16 protein-coding genes are annotated in these 19525 nt (G+C 57.8%); 14 read left to right on the top strand and 2 right to left on the bottom strand.

Annotation, left to right across the window (positions count from 1 at the left end; all coding sequences use genetic code 11):
- Positions 1-120: 120 nt before the first annotated feature.
- The 7 genes from phoB (at position 121) to ACOTXF_RS05410 (ending at position 11381) form a co-directional block, all read left to right on the top strand.
- On the top strand, positions 121-810 hold the full coding sequence (phoB, locus tag ACOTXF_RS05380; protein WP_008503265.1) for a phosphate response regulator transcription factor PhoB: 690 nt from the start codon (positions 121-123) through the stop codon (positions 808-810).
- A 21-nt stretch (positions 811-831) separates the two neighbouring features.
- Positions 832-2127, top strand: coding sequence for a phosphate regulon sensor histidine kinase PhoR (phoR, locus tag ACOTXF_RS05385; RefSeq protein ID WP_008503264.1), 1296 nt, complete (start codon positions 832-834; stop codon positions 2125-2127).
- Positions 2128-2536: 409 nt separating this feature from the next.
- Positions 2537-3856 carry a branched-chain amino acid transporter carrier protein BrnQ gene (gene brnQ, locus ACOTXF_RS05390; protein ID WP_008503262.1) on the top strand — a complete coding sequence of 440 codons (1320 nt, stop codon included), beginning with the start codon at positions 2537-2539 and terminating at the stop codon, positions 3854-3856.
- Positions 3857-3937: 81 nt separating this feature from the next.
- On the top strand, positions 3938-5311 hold the full coding sequence (gene proY / locus ACOTXF_RS05395; RefSeq protein ID WP_032656531.1) for a proline-specific permease ProY: 1374 nt from the start codon (positions 3938-3940) through the stop codon (positions 5309-5311).
- A gap of 162 nt (positions 5312-5473) precedes the next feature.
- Complete coding sequence (gene malZ / locus ACOTXF_RS05400; protein ID WP_047745438.1) at positions 5474-7291, top strand: maltodextrin glucosidase; 1818 nt, start codon at positions 5474-5476, stop codon at positions 7289-7291.
- An 86-nt stretch (positions 7292-7377) separates the two neighbouring features.
- On the top strand, positions 7378-9999 hold the full coding sequence (locus ACOTXF_RS05405) for a DUF2339 domain-containing protein (RefSeq protein ID WP_048962019.1): 2622 nt from the start codon (positions 7378-7380) through the stop codon (positions 9997-9999).
- A complete protein-coding gene (locus ACOTXF_RS05410) occupies positions 9996-11381 on the top strand; it encodes a DUF3999 domain-containing protein (RefSeq protein ID WP_048962018.1) in 1386 nt (461 codons plus the stop codon). Before ACOTXF_RS05405 ends, ACOTXF_RS05410 begins: the two co-directional genes overlap by 4 nt.
- A gap of 43 nt (positions 11382-11424) precedes the next feature.
- Here ACOTXF_RS05410 and ACOTXF_RS05415 read toward each other — a convergent pair whose 3' ends face one another.
- Positions 11425-12027: a peroxiredoxin gene (locus tag ACOTXF_RS05415; protein WP_008503347.1), complete on the bottom strand. Its 603-nt coding sequence runs from the start codon at positions 12025-12027 to the stop codon at positions 11425-11427.
- A gap of 127 nt (positions 12028-12154) precedes the next feature.
- The gene (gene acpH, locus ACOTXF_RS05420; RefSeq protein WP_021241667.1) at positions 12155-12736 is read right to left on the bottom strand and encodes an ACP phosphodiesterase; all 582 of its coding nucleotides are present in this window, start codon (positions 12734-12736) and stop codon (positions 12155-12157) included.
- A gap of 92 nt (positions 12737-12828) precedes the next feature.
- Between acpH and queA the strand changes: the two genes are divergently transcribed.
- The 7 genes from queA (at position 12829) to ACOTXF_RS05455 (ending at position 19496) form a co-directional block, all read left to right on the top strand.
- On the top strand, positions 12829-13899 hold the full coding sequence (gene queA / locus ACOTXF_RS05425; RefSeq protein ID WP_008503345.1) for a tRNA preQ1(34) S-adenosylmethionine ribosyltransferase-isomerase QueA: 1071 nt from the start codon (positions 12829-12831) through the stop codon (positions 13897-13899).
- Between the two features lie 53 nt (positions 13900-13952).
- Positions 13953-15080 (top strand): tRNA guanosine(34) transglycosylase Tgt, encoded by a 1128-nt coding sequence (gene tgt / locus ACOTXF_RS05430; RefSeq protein ID WP_003859110.1) that lies wholly within the window; start codon positions 13953-13955, stop codon positions 15078-15080.
- Positions 15081-15102: 22 nt separating this feature from the next.
- The gene (gene yajC, locus ACOTXF_RS05435) at positions 15103-15435 is read left to right on the top strand and encodes a preprotein translocase subunit YajC (RefSeq protein ID WP_000007630.1); all 333 of its coding nucleotides are present in this window, start codon (positions 15103-15105) and stop codon (positions 15433-15435) included.
- Positions 15436-15462: 27 nt separating this feature from the next.
- Positions 15463-17310 (top strand): protein translocase subunit SecD, encoded by a 1848-nt coding sequence (gene secD / locus ACOTXF_RS05440; RefSeq protein ID WP_021241665.1) that lies wholly within the window; start codon positions 15463-15465, stop codon positions 17308-17310.
- Positions 17311-17320: 10 nt separating this feature from the next.
- Complete coding sequence (gene secF / locus ACOTXF_RS05445; protein ID WP_008503342.1) at positions 17321-18292, top strand: protein translocase subunit SecF; 972 nt, start codon at positions 17321-17323, stop codon at positions 18290-18292.
- 143 nt (positions 18293-18435) lie between these two features.
- Positions 18436-18801, top strand: a complete 366-nt coding sequence (locus ACOTXF_RS05450) for a VOC family protein (protein WP_008503341.1) — start codon at positions 18436-18438, stop codon at positions 18799-18801.
- A 14-nt stretch (positions 18802-18815) separates the two neighbouring features.
- Positions 18816-19496, top strand: coding sequence for a helix-turn-helix transcriptional regulator (locus ACOTXF_RS05455; RefSeq protein WP_008503340.1), 681 nt, complete (start codon positions 18816-18818; stop codon positions 19494-19496).
- Positions 19497-19525: the final 29 nt, after the last annotated feature.

Here is a 19525-nt window from a genome sequence, read left to right on the forward strand (position 1 = left end):
AATAAAACAACAGTTTGCCATTTATAGTGGTACTGTTTTTCATAAATCTGTCATAAATCTGACGCATAATGGCGCCGAATTACAAACTTGTAACGTAAATAAGATAAGACAGGGCAAAGTATGGCGAGACGTATTCTGGTCGTAGAAGATGAAGCTCCAATTCGTGAAATGGTGTGCTTCGTGCTCGAGCAAAACGGCTTCCAGCCGGTTGAAGCGGAAGATTATGACAGCGCAGTGAACCAGCTGAATGAACCCTGGCCCGATCTGATTCTGCTGGACTGGATGCTGCCCGGCGGCTCCGGACTGCAGTTTATCAAACACCTGAAGCGTGAAGCGCTGACCCGCGACATCCCGGTTGTGATGCTTACGGCGCGCGGAGAAGAAGAGGATCGTGTGCGCGGTCTGGAGACCGGCGCGGACGATTACATTACCAAACCGTTCTCCCCCAAAGAGCTGGTGGCCCGCATTAAAGCCGTGATGCGCCGTATTTCGCCGATGGCGGTGGAAGAGGTGATTGAGATGCAGGGGCTGAGCCTTGATCCGACTTCTCACCGCGTGATGACCGGTGAAAATCCCCTCGACATGGGGCCTACCGAATTTAAACTTCTGCACTTCTTTATGACCCACCCGGAACGCGTGTACAGCCGCGAGCAGTTGCTGAATAACGTCTGGGGAACTAACGTGTATGTCGAAGACCGGACGGTTGACGTACATATCCGCCGCCTGCGAAAAGCGCTGGAACTGAGCGGCCACGATCGCATGGTGCAGACGGTCCGCGGCACGGGTTATCGTTTTTCTACCCGTTTCTGAATAATGACAGGAGTGTGACGCGTGCTGGAACGTCTGTCATGGAAAAGGCTCGTCTTTGAACTGATCTTATGCTGTATTCCGGCCTTCATTCTGGGGGCCTTTCTTGGACATCTGCCGTGGTTTCTGCTGGCGTCGGTCACCGGGCTGCTGATCTGGCATTTCTGGAACCTGCTGCGCCTCTCCTGGTGGCTGTGGGTTGACCGAAGCATGACGCCGCCGCCCGGAAGCGGCAGCTGGGAGCCGCTGCTGTACGGTCTGCATCAGATGCAGATGCGAAATAAAAAGCGCCGCCGCGAGCTGGGAAGCCTGATTAAGCGTTTTCGCAGCGGTGCGGAGTCGCTACCGGATGCGGTCATTCTGACCACCGAAGAAGGGACGATCTTCTGGTGTAACGGCCTGGCGCAGCAGCTGCTGGGCCTGCGCTGGCCGGACGATAATGGCCAGAATATCCTCAACCTTCTGCGTTATCCCGAGTTTACGCTGTACCTGAAAAAGCGTGATTTTACCCGTCCGCACAATCTCAAGCTCAATAACGGTCGCCATCTGGAGATCCGCGTGATGCCCTACAGCGATAAGCAGTGGCTGATGGTGGCGCGCGATGTCACCCAGATGCACCAGCTGGAAGGGGCGCGCCGCAACTTCTTCGCCAACGTCAGTCACGAATTGCGTACCCCGCTGACCGTGCTTCAAGGCTACCTGGAGATGATGCAGGAGCAAACGCTGGAAGGTGCGCCGCGTGAAAAAGCGCTGCACACCATGCGCGAGCAAACGCACCGGATGGAAGGCCTGGTGAAGCAGCTGCTGACGCTCTCGAAGATTGAAGCGGCACCCACGCTCGCGCTGAATGACACTATTGATGTGCCGATGATGCTGCGGGTCGTGGAGCGTGAAGCGCAGACGTTAAGCCACAAAAAGCATCACCTGACCTTTGAGGTCGACAACACGCTAAAGGTGCTGGGCAGTGAAGATGAGCTGCGCAGCGCTATCTCCAACCTGGTGTATAACGCGGTAAACCATACGCCGGAAGGGACGGAGATCGTGGTGCGCTGGCAGCATACCCCAACGGGGGCCGAGTTTAGCGTGGAGGACAACGGGCCGGGGATCGCGCCGGAGCATATTCCGCGTCTGACCGAACGCTTCTATCGCGTGGATAAAGCGCGATCGCGGCAGACGGGCGGAAGCGGCCTGGGGCTGGCGATTGTGAAACACGCGGTGAATCACCATGAAAGCCGTCTCGATATTCAGAGTACCCTGGGTAAAGGAACCCGCTTCAGCTTCGTGATCCCGGAACGATTAATTGCCAAAAAGATCGCCTGACGGCAGGTGTGTCATTTTACCTTTCCACGGGTCAGCCATCGCTGGCCCGTTTGCTTTGCAGTCAAGCGAAACGCGTGTGAATTTTATACGGTTGGCTGTTTTTTGTTCGCATGATTAGCCATGGGTTTTTCTTATAATTAGCGTATTGTGCTGGAGTGTATTTTCATGCTGGCATATTGTTCTGGTTTTACGATCCCACCTTGCCTTTAAACGTTATAAGCGTTTAAATTGCCCCCCAGATACTGTCAGACCGACTGTATTTGCGTGGTAAATCGAAAAACTATTCTTCTCCACGCCAGGACGGGAGCATATCCCGCTAAAATTGAGCAAATTTTCGGCTGTATCGTCCCGTCAGGTGCAGCGAAAATCTCAATGTTTTCAACACCACATCCACAGGCAGTAAGGTTTTATGACCCATCACTTAAAATCGCGTGACATCATCGCGCTGGGCTTTATGACATTTGCGCTGTTCGTTGGCGCAGGCAACATCATTTTCCCTCCAATGGTTGGCTTACAGGCGGGTGAACACGTCTGGACCGCCGCGTTTGGTTTCCTGATTACTGCCGTGGGTCTGCCGGTGCTGACCGTCATCGCGCTGGCGAAAGTCGGCGGCGGTGTAGATAGCCTCAGCACCCCGATTGGCAAAGTGGCGGGCGTTCTGCTGGCTACCGTCTGCTACCTGGCCGTGGGTCCGCTGTTTGCCACCCCGCGTACCGCGACCGTTTCCTTCGAAGTGGGTATTGCTCCGCTGACCGGTGACGGCGCGATGCCGCTGTTCATCTACAGCCTGATCTACTTCGCTATCGTGATTCTGGTTTCCCTCTATCCGGGCAAGCTGCTGGATACCGTGGGTAACTTCCTGGCTCCGCTGAAAATTGTGGCGCTGATTGTTCTGGCGGTGGCGGCTATCGTCTGGCCTGCAGGCCCGATTAGCGACGCGATGGACGCCTATAAAAACGCCGCGTTCTCTAACGGCTTTGTGAACGGCTACCTGACGATGGATACGCTGGGCGCGATGGTGTTTGGTATCGTTATCGTTAACGCCGCGCGTTCCCGCGGTGTGACCGAAGCGCGTCTGCTGACCCGCTACACCATCTGGGCTGGCCTGATGGCCGGTGTAGGCCTGACGCTGCTGTATCTGGCGCTGTTCCGCCTGGGCTCCGATAGCGCGATGCTGGTCGATCAAAACGCGAATGGTGCGGCTATCCTGCACGCCTATGTCCAGCACACCTTCGGTGGTGCAGGCAGTATGCTGCTGGCGGCGCTCATCTTCCTGGCCTGCCTGGTTACCGCGGTTGGCCTGACCTGCGCCTGTGCTGAGTTCTTTGCGCAGTACCTGCCGCTCTCTTACCGCACCCTGGTGTTTATCCTTGGTATCTTCTCCATGGCGGTATCCAACCTCGGTCTGAGCCACCTGATTCAGGTCTCTATTCCGGTACTGACGGCGATCTATCCGCCGTGCATCGTGCTGGTGGTGCTGAGCTTCACCCGCCCGTGGTGGAACAACTCCTCACGAATTATTGCGCCAGCCATGTTTATCAGCCTGATTTTTGGTATCCTTGACGGGATTAAAGCATCAGCGTTCGCTGAAATTCTGCCAGCCTGGACACAGCGTCTGCCGCTGTCCGAGCAGGGCCTGGCCTGGCTGATGCCTACCGTTGTTGCACTGGTTCTGGCGGTTATCTGGGACCGTGCTGCAGGGCGTCAGGTCGCATCGAACGCCCATTAATCAACGGCAACAAACTGTTTAACCACGGGGCTTAAGGCCCCGTGGTTTTTTGTTTTTTTCGTGTTGAATGGCAAGATTTAAATGGAAAGCACTAACAAACTTAAACGTGGATTGAGCACGCGCCACATCCGCTTTATGGCGCTGGGCTCTGCTATTGGCACCGGTCTTTTTTATGGCTCGGCAGATGCCATCAAAATGGCCGGTCCAAGCGTGCTGCTGGCGTACATCATCGGCGGCGTGGCGGCGTATATCATCATGCGCGCCCTCGGCGAAATGTCGGTTCATAACCCCTCCGCCAGCTCCTTCTCCCGCTACGCGCAGGAAAACCTCGGCCCGCTGGCCGGGTTTATCACCGGCTGGACCTACTGCTTCGAAATCCTGATTGTGGCAATAGCCGACGTAACGGCGTTTGGCATCTACATGGGCGTCTGGTTCCCGGCGGTGCCGCACTGGATCTGGGTGCTGAGCGTGGTGTTGCTCATTTGCGCCGTCAATCTGATGAGCGTGAAGGTGTTCGGCGAGCTGGAGTTCTGGTTCTCCTTCTTCAAGGTCGCCACCATTATCATCATGATTGTGGCCGGTTTCGGGATCATCATTTGGGGGATTGGCAACGGCGGGCAGCCGACCGGGATCCATAACCTCTGGAGCAACGGCGGCTTCTTCAGCAACGGCTGGCTCGGCATGGTGATGTCGCTGCAGATGGTGATGTTCGCCTACGGCGGTATCGAGATTATCGGTATTACCGCTGGTGAAGCGAAAGACCCGGAGAAATCCATTCCGCGTGCGATCAACTCGGTGCCGATGCGTATTCTGGTGTTTTATGTGGGTACGCTGTTTGTGATCATGTCCATCTACCCGTGGAATCAGGTGGGTACCAACGGTAGCCCGTTTGTCCTGACCTTCCAGCATATGGGCATTGCCTTTGCGGCCAGCATTCTGAACTTTGTGGTGCTGACCGCGTCGCTTTCGGCGATCAACAGTGACGTCTTTGGCGTGGGGCGTATGCTGCACGGCATGGCGGAGCAGGGCAGCGCGCCGAAGGTGTTCGCCAAAACCTCACGCCGCGGCACGCCGTGGGTGACCGTTGTGGTGATGACCGTGGCGCTGCTGTTCTCGGTTTATCTGAACTACATCATGCCGGAGAACGTCTTCCTGGTGATTGCATCCCTGGCGACCTTCGCGACGGTGTGGGTGTGGATCATGATCCTGCTGTCGCAGATTGCCTTCCGCCGTCGCCTGTCGCCGGATGAGGCGAAAGCGCTGAAGTTCAAAGTACCGGGCGGCGTTGCGACGACCGTCGTCGGGCTGATCTTCCTGGTGTTTATAATTGGCCTGATTGGCTACCATCCGGACACCCGCATTTCGCTCTACGTGGGCTGCGCGTGGATCGTGCTGCTGCTGGTGGGCTGGGTTTTCAAATGCCGCCGCGACCGTCAGCTGGCGGAAGCGCAGTAAGGTAAAAATGCCGGGTGGCGCTGCGCTTACCCGGCCTACACTCCCTTTTGCCCCGAAAAAAACTCCTCCCCCGTCCTCCTCCCCCAATAAATCCCATCATGGTGAGCTATCCTTAACCACCCTGTGGCAAGGTGACGTCAATTTCATCAGAGGGGATTCGTGATGTTAAACGCCTGGCACCTTCCGGTTGCCCCATTTGTTAAGCAAAACAAAGACAACCTTGTGATTACGCTCTGGCTGGCGGGGGAAAACCAGCCCGATCGCGTGACGCTCCGCGCCGAAATCGATAACGAAGAGACCGGGTTGAAAATGCACAAGCTGCGCAGCCAGCCGCAGCCGGGTATTACCGCCTGGCGGGCGAATATCGATCTGAACAGCGGACAGCCGCGCCGCCGCTACAGCTTTAAGCTTTTGTGGAACAACCGCCAGCTGTGGTTTACCCCGCAGGGGTTTAGCCGTTTCCCGCCTGCACGGCTGGAGCAGTTTGCGGTCGATTATCCGGATAACGGCCCGCAGTGGGTTAACGATCAGGTCTTTTACCAGATTTTCCCGGACCGTTTTGCGCGCAGCGAAAAGCGCACTGCCGACCAGGATAAGATCTATTACCACCATGCCGCGGGCCACGACATTATCCTGAATGCGTGGGATGAGCCGTTAACCGCGCAGGCGGGCGGCTCGACCTTCTACGGCGGCGATCTCGACGGTATCAGCGAAAAGCTGCCGTACCTGAAAAAACTGGGCGTGACGGCGCTATACCTCAACCCGGTGTTTAAGGCCCCGAGCGTACACAAATACGATACCGAAGATTATCGCCACGTTGATGAGCAGTTTGGCGGCGACGAGGCGCTGCTGCGCTTGCGTAAGAATACGCAAAAAGAGGGGATGCGCCTGATCCTGGACGGCGTGTTCAACCACAGCGGCGATTCGCATGCGTGGTTTGATCGGCATAACCAGTCGATGGGCGGGGCATGTCATAACCCGGATTCGCCGCAGCGCGACTGGTACAGCTTTAACGAGGAGGGCCGCGCGCTGGACTGGCTGGGCTACCCGAGCCTGCCGAAGCTGGATTTCCAGTCGCCAACGCTCGTTAATGAAATCTACGGCGGCGAAGACAGCATCGTCCGACACTGGCTGAAGGCGCCGTGGAATATGGACGGCTGGCGCCTGGACGTGGTGCATATGCTCGGCGAAGCGGGCGGGGCGCGGAATAACCTTCAGCACGTCGCCGGGATTACGTGCTCGGCAAAAGCCGCACAGCCGGAAGCGTTCGTTTTTGGCGAGCACTTTGGTGACGCGCGCCAGTGGCTGCAGAACGATGCGGAAGATGCGGCGATGAACTATCGCGGCTTTACCTTCCCGCTGTGGGGATTCCTCGCCAACACCGATATCTCCTACGATCCGAATCATATCGACGCGGAAACCTGCATGGCGTGGATGGAGAACTACCGCGCCGGGCTGTCGCATCAGCAGCAGCTGCGGATGTTTAACCAGCTCGATAGCCACGATACCGCGCGTTTTAAATCCCTGCTGGGCAAGGATGTCGCGCGTCTGCCGCTGGCGGTCACCTGGCTCTTCACCTGGCCGGGCGTGCCGTGCATCTACTACGGAGACGAGGTGGGGTTGGACGGCAACAACGATCCGTTCTGCCGCAAAACCTTCCCGTGGGCACCAGAGAAACAGGACAAAGTGCTGTTCAGCCTGTATCAGCGGCTGGCGAAGCTGCGTAAGCAGAGTCTTGCCCTGCGCTACGGCGGCTGCCAGGCGGTATACGCTCATGATAACGTCGTGGTCTTTGCCCGCGTTTATAACCAGCAGCGCGTGCTGGTGGCGATTAACCGGGGCGAGGCCTGCGAAGTGGTGCTGGATGATTCACCGCTGCTGAATGTCGCTGCGTGGAAGAGTAAAGAGGGCAAGGCGACAATACAGGATGGCGTGCTGGCGCTGCCTGCAATATCCGCGACGATCTGGTTCGGCAGCTAATACGCGATTGTTTCCACCTTTTAAGATGGCGCAAATGCAACGATTTGTGTCAATCTTAACGGATCGTTTACGGTGAAGGTGGAAACATGGACGAGCTTTACATCCTTGGCTGTTTATTCCTTGTTTTTGCGCTGCTGGTTGCGCCCGTGCTTGCGGTTATCGGGTTTAATCGCAGTACGGCGGCGCAGCAGGAGATCGCCCGGCTGCGCCAGCGCATAGAGGCGCTTGAGCAGCGCGGCGTGCCTGAGAACGCGTCGGAACCGGTGCAGACCGCCGCGCCGGAGGCAATTACCGCGCCAGTGGTGGAGGACGCTCCCGCGCCTGTCGACCCCTGGCGACCCGATATTCCCGCAGCGGTGGCAGAACCCGCTTCTTCCCAGGCCCCGACCCCTGCGGCAAAACAGCCTTCAGCCTTTGGCGGCATCCTGACGTCGCTGGCGCGCTGGTTCATGCAGGGGAATCCACTGGCGAAGCTGGGCATTTTGCTGCTCTTCCTCGGCCTCTCTTTCCTGCTGCGCTATACCGTCGAACATTCCCTGTTCCCGCTTGAGCTGCGCCTCGTGGCAGCGGCGCTGTTTGCCGTTGTTCTGCTGGCGATTGGGTGGCGACTGCGGCACAGGCAGCGGGTCTATGCGCTGATCCTCCAGGGCGGGGCGACCGGGGTGCTTTACCTGACGGTGTTTGGCGCCTTCCGGCTCTGGCAAATGCTGCCGATGACGCTGGCTTTTGCGCTGCTGGTGGTGATCTGCGCGGCGAGCGTCGGGCTGGCGGTGCTGCAGAAGGCCCTGAGCCTTGCCATGCTGGCGAGCCTCGGCGGCTACCTTGCGCCGCTGCTGTTGTCTACCGGGGGCGGCAGCTTTGTCGCGCTGTTCTCTTTCTATCTCCTGCTGTCCATCGGCATTCTTGCCATTAGCATCTGGCAGCACTGGCGCGAGCTGAACCTGCTCGGGCTGCTGTTCACGTTCGGCGTGGGCGGCCTGTGGGGGCTGAATGACTACCAGCCTGAAGACTATTGGATCTGCCAGCTGTTCCTGATTGCCAATACGCTGATTTTCGGCGTGCTGAGCGTGGCGCTGTCGCTGCGGGCGCAGGAAAAAGGGAAGCAGATCGTTGACGGTGTGCTGCTGTTTGCCCCGCCGCTGATCGGTTTTGGGATGCAGTACGGTATGACGCAGCACTGGGACTATGGTCCGGCGCTGAGCGCGCTGGGATACGGCGCATTTTATCTCACCCTCGCGTACCTCGCGCTGCGGCGCTATCCCTCCCTCGGACGGCCGCTGGTCATGGCAGCGCTGGCGATCGGCGGCGGGTTCGCCACGCTCGCCATTCCGCTGGCGCTGTCGGCGCGCTGGACGGCAATGGCCTGGGCGCTGGAGGGGCTGGGTATTATCTGGCTGGGCGTGCAGCAGCACCAGCGGCGCATGAGCTATAGCGGGACGGCGCTGCTGGTGCTGGCCCTCGGCAGCGCGCTGTGGGCACAAACGGACGGCGTTACGTCGCTGAGCCTGCTCCTTATCTTCGCCATCCTCAGCCTTTGCTGGCTGGCAGCGGCCTGGCTGTGGCGGACTCTTTTTCTGCCGGTCAGCTGGGCGCTGCTGGCAGGCGGGCTGCTGTTCTGGCTGGTAGCGCAGCTGGGTGCGTCGCAGCTTGTACTTACGAAAGAATTACCGATTCTGGCGGGCGTGCTGGCGCTGACGGCGGCGTCGGTCTGGGGCTGGCGGCAGGTGGCCGCTCGTCTGGCGTGGCGAGAGCTGGACGCCAGCAAATGGCTGCTGTGGCCGGTTATGCTGCTGATGGTGGGGTATCAGATCTGGCATCAGCAGATCGTTGCCGCCGGCTGGTCAAACCTGGCCTGGTGCGTTGCGCTTCCTGCCGCGCTGATGCTGCTGCGGCGCGATGGTGAAAGGGTTCTGCCGCGTATCGCGATGGGGCTACACCTGTCGCTGTGCTGGATGATTTTACTGGCGCTGGCCGCCGAGCTTTACTGGTTTGCCCGGTCTCTGCCGTGGGGCATGGCGGCCTGGGGCAGCGGATTAGCGATGGCCGCAGGCGGCGGGGTGATTATGGCGCTCTCTGCTGCGGTACGGCGTCGCGCGTGGCCGTTCCGGGAATGGCCTGCGCTCTATGCGTGTCTGGCACCGATCCCTGCCGTCGTGGCGCTGCTGGTATTGCTGGTGGTGACCAATTTCCAGGACGGCGTGGTCTATCGCCAGACCTGGCTCCCGCTGGTAAACCCGCTTGAGGAAGGCGCAGCGTTCGCGTTGCTGGGGCTGGTGGTCTTTTATCGGGCGGTGGACCGCTACTACCCGGCATTGCTTGCGCAAGCGCGTCCGTGGCCTGCCGTCGCGCTCATGGCGTTTGGCTTCTGGTGGCTGAACGGTGCGCTGATGCGCGCCCTGGCCTGGTACGGCGACGTGGCCTGGAATATGGCATCGCTGTGGGATTCGCGGCTTATCCAGACCAGCTTTGCCCTGTTCTGGATGCTGAGTGCGCTGGTGGTCATGATCCATGCCACCCGTCGGGCTTCCCGGCAGGAGTGGCTCTGCGGGGCCGCGCTGCTGGGTGTGGTGATGGTTAAACTGATGCTGGTGGACAGCGCGGGCGGAGGCGGTCTGGCGCGCGCGGTGGCGTTTATCGGCGTGGCGATACTGGTGCTGATCGTGGGCTATTTCTCGCCGCTACCGCCAAAAACAGGAGATGAAAAATGAAATGGATGAAAGCGGTAGCGTGTACCGCGCTGCTGGCGCTTTCCGGCCCGGCGTTCTGCGACGAGGTACCGGCGGAATCGCCACGGGACTACGCCTTTGGTCGTTCACTCGACACGTCCGTTCCTTCCCGGTGGTATCGAGTGATGCTGCCGCTTGCCGTCTATGAGCAGAGCACATCCGCGGATCTGCATGATGTTCGCGTCTTTAACCAGTCGGGTGAGCCGGTTCCCTTTAGCCTGATCGCCGCGACGCGCCCGCAGGCCACAGTGCAGTCCACGGCGCTGCGCCTCTTTCCGCTGGACGCCTCGCCGCTCGCGGCTGCCTCAGACGCCGGTGACAGCGATAAGATCCGGCTCCGTTCCCGAAACGGCGTTGAGATTGTGCTGGAGGAGCAAAAAGCCGCCGCAGCCGGGCAACATTACCTGCTGAGCTTGCCGGAGCAGACGACGGGTGAGCTGGCCATATCCCAGCTGCAGCTGCTCTGGAATACCCCGCAGACGCCGTGGCAGGGAACGGCGTCGGTCTATTACAGCGAGGATCTTAAGCGCTGGTATACCCTGCGCGAAGATATGCCGCTGCTGGACGTCGCCAGCGGCCAGGATCGCCTTAAGCTCGATCGGATCGATACCGACACGGTTTTATCTCCCGAGGCGAATCGCTATCTCATGGTGGTGCTGAATACGCAGAGCCAGGGGGTAACGTTGACCGGCGTAAACGCAATTAGCGCACCTGCGCAGGCGGCCCCGGAAGAGATCAATCTTGAGGGGAAAGGGGAGCAGTTATCGACAACCGAAGCTCAGTGGCGCTGGACGCGTCCGAAGCCGCTGAGCGCTGTCAGCATCTCGCTGAACGGCGATGGCGTCCTTCCCGTGGAGATCGCGTGGCGGCGTACGGAAAAAGACACATGGCATCCCCTGAAAAAAGAGGTGATTTACCGCCTGGAGGGGAAAACATCCGGACCGGTTTCGCTTAACAGGGACCTGGTGCAGGCCGTGAAAATCACGACGCTGAATGCGCGTCTGCCAGAATACCTGCCGAGCGTCACGGGGCATCGCGACCGCTATGACCTGGTGTTCAACGCGCAGGGTAAAGCGCCGTACGTGCTCGCCTGGGGCAACGGCGCCGCAAAGCCTGCACAGGTGGAACCTGACATGCTGATCCCAGCCGATCTGCGCAAGACCTATGATATGGCGAACCTGCCGCAGGCCGATATTCTGGATGATGTCGCGTTGGGCGGTGAGGGGCGGCTAAACGCCACCTCTGCAGGCGAGCGGGCGAGCTGGATGAACGCCCTGCTGGTGTGGGGCGTGCTGATCGCGGGCGTGCTCCTGCTGGCGGGCATGGCCTGGCGCATCTGGCGGGAAACGCAGCGCAAGGCATAAAAAAAGGCCCGCATAAGCGGGCCTTTCTCGTAAACCGTGCCGATTACAGGCTGGATACGTTCTCAGACAGGTATTTAGCTACGCCGTCTGGGGAGGCAGCCATACCTTCTTTACCTTTTTCCCACTGAGCCGGGCACACTTCGCCGTGCTCTTCGTGGAACTGCAGCGCGTCAACCATGCGCAGCATTTCGTCGATGTTACGACCCAGCGGCAGATCGTTCACAACCTGGTGACGAACGATGCCGTTCGCGTCGATCAGGAAGGAACCGCGCAGCGCAACGCCAGCGTCCGGATGTTCGATACCGTAAGCCTGCTGGATTTCGCGTTTGATGTCCGCAACCATTGCGTATTTCACCGCACCGATGCCGCCTTTGTCGACAGGGGTGTTACGCCATGCGTTGTGTACAAACTCAGAGTCGAAGGAGACGCCAACCACTTCTACGCCACGCTTCTGGAATTCTTCATAACGTTTGTCGAACGCGATCAGCTCAGACGGGCAAACGAAAGTGAAGTCCATTGGCCAGAAGAACAGAACGGTCGCTTTACCGTTGGTGTGCTGTTTGAAGTTGAAGTTTTCAACGATTTCACCGTTGCCCAGAACTGCTGCAGCTGTAAAATCCGGAGCCGGACGAGTTACCAGAACCATATGATTCTCCTGTAGATACTAAGGTTATTTGGAACGCAACGCGAGCCAGTATAGAGAGTGTTCATGGATAAGACAAAGAGGTGGTGACAATCGTTCCGCCAGCTTTTACCTATCAATACGAATTCTGTCAGAGCTGTTTGTTTTTCGCCTGCGCCATCATGCGCGGGTAAAACTGCCAGAAGCGGGTCTCCAGCGCATCGTAATGTTCATCCAGGTCATACCAGGAATCCCGCAGCGCATCCAGGCGCGGGCGACGGCTCGCCATCCCATTCAGCACGTTCTGAATGAAATCCATCTCGCGATAGCGCTCCAGCCAGCGCTCTGACCACAGGTAGTTATTCAGATTCACAAAGCGCGGCGGCGAGTCGGGCAGAATGATCGACACCTGCTGATGGGCATAACGCACAAATTCCGGCAGGGGTAGCTCCGGCGAGAGCTGTGCCCAGTGGCGCGACAGGAAATGGTCCCACATCACATCAAGCGTGATCGGTGCGACGCGTCGCGTTTCCGGCCGAAACCACGCTTTGGCTTCCGTCACTTCCGGCAGCTTATCCGTTAGCACGTCGATGCGGCGGTGCATAAAAATCCCGTCGACAACCTCAGGGGCGTACGCTTCCGCGGGGTTGCCACGTACGAAATCGGCCAGCAAATTGCCGGACAGGGAGCTGTCAGCGAGGTGAGCGAGATGCAGGTGAGCGAGAAAATTCATGCGTTTTATTTGTCCGGGGGCGGCTAGTTGTTGCAGCAAAAGGGTGTGAGCACTAGACTATGCCGCCTGTTTTTAAGTCACGAGTATACGTCATGCGCGTCGCCGATTTCTCCTTTGAACTACCTGAATCCCTGATTGCTCACTATCCCATGCCTGAGCGCAGCAGCTGTCGCTTACTGTCACTGGATGGGCCAACGGGCGAGCTGACGCACGGTACTTTCACCGATTTGCTCGACAAGCTCAACCCTGGCGATCTGCTGGTCTTTAACAATACCCGCGTGATCCCGGCGCGCCTGTTCGGCCGTAAGGCCAGCGGCGGCAAGATTGAAGTGCTGGTCGAACGTATGCTTGATGATAAACGTATTCTGGCACATATTCGCGCCTCCAAAGCCCCGAAGCCGGGCGCGGAGCTGCTGCTGGGCGATGATGAGAGCATCAAGGCGACCATGACCGCGCGCCACGACGCGCTGTTCGAAGTGGAGTTTAACGACGAGCGCACGGTGCTTGATATCCTGAACGCCATCGGCCACATGCCGCTGCCGCCGTATATTGAGCGTCCGGACGAAGAGGCCGACCGCGAGCTGTATCAGACCGTCTACAGCCAGAAGCCTGGCGCGGTCGCGGCCCCGACGGCAGGCCTGCACTTTGATGAACCGCTGCTGGAAAAACTGCGCGCGAAAGGCATTGAGATGGCGTTTGTAACGCTGCACGTCGGGGCGGGAACCTTCCAGCCGGTGCGCGTGGACAGCATTGAAGACCACATCATGCACTCTGAGTATGCTGAAGTGCCGCAGGATGTCGTGGACGCGGTGCTGGCGGCGAAAGCGCGCGGTAGCCGCGTCGTGGCGGTCGGTACGACGTCGGTGCGCTCGCTGGAGAGCGCCGCGCAGGCCGCGAAAAGCGAGTTGATTGAGCCGTTCTTTGGCGATACGCAGATCTTTATCTACCCGGGTTACCAGTACAAAGTGATTGACGCGCTGGTGACCAACTTCCATCTGCCTGAATCGACGCTGATTATGCTGGTCTCCGCGTTCGCGGGGTATCAGCATACGATGAATGCCTACAAGTCTGCGGTAGAACAAAAATATCGCTTTTTTAGCTACGGGGACGCGATGTTTATCACGTACAATCCGCAGGCTTTGAATGAGCGTGTCGGGGAATAAGTCCGCGGCACCGTTTTACAACGTTGGACTGTTTTTCTGACGTCGGAGAAAAAATGAAATTTGAACTCGATACCACCGACGGTCGCGCGCGCCGCGGTCGCCTGGTGTTTGATCGCGGCGTGGTGGAAACCCCCGCGTTTATGCCTGTGGGCACGTACGGCACCGTAAAAGGGATGACGCCGGAAGAAGTTGAAGCCACGGGCGCGCAGATTATCCTCGGCAATACCTTCCACCTGTGGCTGCGTCCGGGTCAGGAGATCATGAAGCTCCACGGCGACCTGCACGACTTCATGCAGTGGAAAGGCCCTATCCTGACCGACTCCGGCGGTTTCCAGGTCTTCAGCCTGGGCGATATCCGCAAGATCACCGAGCAGGGCGTTCACTTCCGTAACCCGATCAACGGCGATCCGATTTTCCTCGATCCCGAAAAATCAATGGAGATTCAGTACGATCTCGGCTCTGACATCGTGATGATCTTCGACGAATGCACGCCGTATCCGGCCGACTGGGACTACGCCAAGCGTTCCATGGAGATGTCTCTGCGCTGGGCGAAGCGTAGCCGTGACCGTTTTGACTCCCTGCAGAACAAAAATGCGCTGTTCGGCATTATCCAGGGCAGCGTTTACGAAGATTTACGCGATATCTCTGTTAAAGGTCTGGTAGAGATAGGTTTTGATGGCTACGCTGTCGGCGGTTTGGCTGTGGGTGAGCCGAAGGAAGACATGCACCGCATTCTGGAGCACGTCTGCCCGCAAATCCCGGCGGATAAACCACGATACCTGATGGGCGTGGGCAAACCGGAAGATCTGGTTGAAGGCGTACGCCGCGGCATTGATATGTTCGACTGCGTCATGCCAACCCGCAACGCGCGTAACGGCCATCTGTTCGTTACCGATGGCGTGGTGAAAATCCGTAACGCGAAGCATAAGAGTGACACCAGCCCGCTCGATTCCGAGTGCGATTGCTATACCTGTCGCAATTATTCTCGCGCGTACCTGCATCATCTCGATCGTTGCAACGAGATTTTGGGCGCGCGTCTCAATACCATTCATAATCTTCGTTATTATCAGCGCTTAATGGCTGGTTTACGTAAGGCTATCGAAGAGGGTAAATTAGAGAGCTTCGTGACCGATTTCTACCAACGTCAGGGGCGGGATGTTCCACCGTTGAACGTTGATTAATTTTAATAATGAGGGAATTTGAATGAGCTTTTTTATTTCTGATGCGGTAGCAGCAACAGGCGCTCCAGCGCAGGGCAGCCCAATGTCTCTGATTCTGATGCTGGTTGTGTTCGGTCTGATCTTCTATTTCATGATCCTGCGCCCACAGCAGAAGCGCACCAAAGAGCACAAAAAGCTGATGGACTCCATCGCGAAAGGCGATGAAGTGCTGACCAACGGTGGTCTGGTCGGTCGCGTAACCAAAGTGGCTGAAAGTGGCTACATTGCAATCGCCCTGAACGACACCACTGAAGTGGTCATCAAACGTGACTTCGTAGCTGCCGTTCTGCCGAAAGGCACCATGAAGGCGCTGTAATCCCAACTTTTCCCAAAGGGAACTGCCGTGTTAAACCGTTATCCTTTGTGGAAGTACATCATGCTGGTCGTCGTGATTCTCGTCGGCCTGCTGTACGCGCTTCCCAACCTGTATGGTGAGGATCCGGCTGTTCAAATCACTGGCGCGCGCGGTGTCGCCGCCAGTGAGCAAACGCTGATCCAGGTCCAGAAAACGTTACAAGAAGAAAAAATTACCGCTAAGTCTGTGGCACTGGAAGAGGGCGCAATTCTTGCTCGCTTCGACACCACCGACACGCAGCTCCGCGCACGTGAAGCGCTGATGGGCGTGCTGGGTGATAAATACGTCGTGGCGCTTAACCTTGCCCCTGCAACCCCGCGTTGGCTGGCTGCGATGAATGCAGAGCCAATGAAACTCGGTCTTGACCTGCGTGGCGGCGTTCACTTCCTGATGGAAGTGGATATGGATACCGCGCTCGGCAAGCTGCAGGAACAGAATATCGACAGCCTGCGCAGCGATCTGCGTGATAAAGGCATCGCTTACACCACCGTGCGTAAAGAAGATAACTACGGCATGAGCATCACGTTCCGCGACAGCGCGGCGCGCGATCAGGCTGTAGATTACCTGACCCAACGTCACCGTGACCTGGTGATCTCCTCGCAGGGCAGCAACCAGCTGCGCGCGGTGATGACCGATGCGCGCCTGAAAGAAGCGCGTGAATATGCCGTTCAGCAGAACATCAACATTCTGCGTAACCGTGTAAACCAACTGGGCGTGGCCGAGCCGCTGGTACAGCGTCAGGGTGCTGACCGTATCGTGGTTGAACTGCCGGGTATCCAGGACACCGCGCGTGCGAAAGAGATTCTCGGTGCGACCGCAACGCTGGAATTCCGTCTGGTGAATACCAACGTTGACCAGTCTGCTGCCGCTTCTGGCCGTATTCCGGGTGACTCCGAAGTGAAACAGACCCGCGAAGGTCAGCCGGTTGTGCTGTACAAACGTGTGATTCTGACCGGTGACCACATCACCGACTCCACGTCGAGCCAGGATGAATACAACCAGCCGCAGGTTAACATCTCGCTGGATAGCGCGGGTGGTAACATCATGTCTAACTTCACCAAGGACAACATCGGTAAACCGATGGCGACCCTGTTCGTGGAGTACAAAGACAGCGGTAAGAAAGATGCAAACGGCCGTGCTGTGCTGGTGAAAGAGGAAGAGGTGATTAACATCGCCAATATCCAGTCTCGTCTGGGTAACAGCTTCCGTATTACCGGTATTAACAACCCGAACGAAGCGCGTCAGCTCTCCCTGCTGCTGCGTGCCGGTGCGCTGATAGCGCCAATTCAGATTGTTGAAGAACGTACCATTGGCCCTACTCTGGGTATGCAAAACATCCAGCAGGGCCTGGAAGCTTGTCTGGCCGGTCTGGTGGTCTCTATCCTCTTCATGATCTTCTTCTATAAGAAGTTTGGTCTGATTGCGACCTCCGCGCTGATCGCGAACCTGGTGCTGATTATCGGCATCATGTCCCTGCTGCCGGGAGCGACGCTGACCATGCCGGGGATTGCGGGTATCGTTCTGACCCTTGCGGTGGCGGTCGACGCCAACGTACTGATTAACGAACGTATCAAAGAAGAGTTGAGCAATGGTCGCTCTGTTCAGCAGGCGATTGATGAAGGTTATAAAGGCGCGTTCAGCTCTATCTTCGATGCGAACGTAACAACACTGATTAAGGTTCTTATCCTGTATGCAGTGGGTACTGGCGCGATCAAAGGCTTTGCGATTACAACCGGTATCGGTGTCGCAACGTCAATGTTTACCGCTATTGTCGGCACCCGTGCCATCGTGAACCTGCTGTACGGCGGCAAGCGCGTCAAAAAGCTGTCTATCTGAGGAGTGCGTTGTGGCACAGGAATATACTGTTGAACAATTGAACCACGGCCGTAAAGTCTGGGACTTTATGCGCTGGGACTACTGGGCCTTCGGCATTTCAGGTTTCCTGCTGATTCTGTCCATCGTCATTATGGGCGTGAAAGGCTTTAACTGGGGTCTCGATTTTACCGGTGGTACGGTAATTGAAATCTCCCTGGAAAAACCGGTTGATATGGACCAGATGCGCGAATCGCTGCAGAAAGCGGGCTTTGAAGAGCCGCTGCTGCAGAACTTCGGCAGCAGCCGCGACATCATGGTGCGTATGCCGCCGGTGCACGATGCCAACGGCAGCCAGGAGCTGGGCAGTAAGGTTGTTAGCGTGATTAACGAAACAACCAGCCAGAACGCGGCGGTTAAGCGTATTGAGTTCGTCGGCCCAAGCGTGGGTGCTGACCTGGCGCAGACCGGTGCGATGGCGCTGCTGGTGGCGCTGATCTCCATCCTGGTGTACGTCGGTTTCCGCTTTGAGTGGCGACTGGCGGCCGGTGTGGTTATCGCTCTGGCGCACGACGTGGTGATCACCATGGGCATACTGTCGCTGTTCCACATTGAGATTGACCTGACGATTGTGGCATCTCTGATGTCCGTCATCGGTTACTCACTGAACGACAGTATCGTGGTATCTGACCGTATCCGTGAAAACTTCCGTAAGATCCGTCGCGGTACGCCGTACGAAATCTTTAACGTGTCGTTGACCCAGACGCTACACCGTACCTTGATCACCTCCGGTACCACCCTGATGGTGATCCTGATGCTGTTCCTGTTCGGTGGTCCGGTTCTGGAAGGCTTCTCCTTGACCATGTTGATTGGTGTCACCATCGGTACGGCGTCGTCTATCTACGTTGCGTCCGCCCTGGCACTGAAACTCGGCATGAAGCGCGAGCACCTGCTCCAGCAGAAAGTCGAAAAAGAAGGGGCGGATCAGCCGTCCATTCTGCCGTAAGGCGACGTTTAGCGCGTTATCGAAATCCCGGTCGGTTGACCGGGATTTTTTTTTATCTGCTCCTGACAAACACTCCTGACAGTATGTTGTCAGGAGCCCTGTCGTAGACTCCTTCTGAACCCAAACAACAGGCAGGAGGATGTATGAAAAGCGTCATTAACTGGTTTGAAATTCCGGTCTCGGATATGGATCGCGCGATTAAATTTTATGAGCCGGTGATGCAGCTTGCGCTGCGTCGCGAGAAAATGGACTGTGCGGAGCTGGCGGTTTTCCCGCATGAGGATCCCGCCACCGGAGGCGCACTGGCAAAATTTGACGGCGTTACACCGTCTTTGCAGGGCGCTATTATTTACCTGCATACTGACAATCTGGCGGCAACGCTCGATCGCATCGCCTCTGCGGGCGGCGAGTGCGTGTTTGGCCCGCTGGAACTGCCGCATGGCATTGGCACTATCGCCTTGTTTACCGACAGCGAGGGTAACCGCGTCGGCCTCCATCAACCTGCCTGAGAGCGAACTAAGAAATGACCCGACGCGCTGACCGTTTGTTTCAGATTGTGCAGATCCTGCGGGGCAGGCGTCTGACAACGGCAGCGCATCTGGCGGACCGGCTTGGCGTATCCGAGCGCACGGTCTACCGCGATATCCGCGACCTGTCGCTTTCCGGCGTGCCGGTGGAAGGTGAGGCGGGGAGCGGATATCGGCTCATGTCGGGCTTTGACCTGCCGCCGCTGATGCTGACAAATAAGGAGTCCGAGGCGCTGATCGTCGCGATTCGCCTGCTCAAAACCTGGGGAGGGGAATCGCTGTCGCGCGAGCTGGAGTCGGCTCAGGAAAAGGTGCTGGCGATTCTGCCTGAGGAGAGCCGTCGAAAGGCGGAGCAGACGCGGATCTACGCCCCGGATTTTTGCATGCAAAGCCACTCCCGCAGCGATTTTGACAGGATCCATCAGGCAATTTCCGCCCAGCAGGTGCTGGCGCTGCATTACCGTGATGAAGCAGGACAGCTGTCTAAACGTGAGGTTCAGCCGCTGGGGCTGTTCTTCTGGGGAGAGCGCTGGCTGCTGGCCGCGTGGTGTGAACGGCGCGATGACTATCGCTGTTTCCGGCTCGACAGATGCCTCAATATTGTGGCTACGGAAAGGCGGTTTAGCGAAAGTGCGGACAGGTCTTTGGCGGATTTTTTGCGCAAGGTGAGGCAGTAAAAAGCCGGGTGGCGGCTACGCCTTACCCG

This window comes from Enterobacter cloacae complex sp. IR53041 (assembly GCF_049238285.1).
GTDB classification, from domain to species: Bacteria; Pseudomonadota; Gammaproteobacteria; order Enterobacterales; family Enterobacteriaceae; genus Enterobacter; species Enterobacter roggenkampii.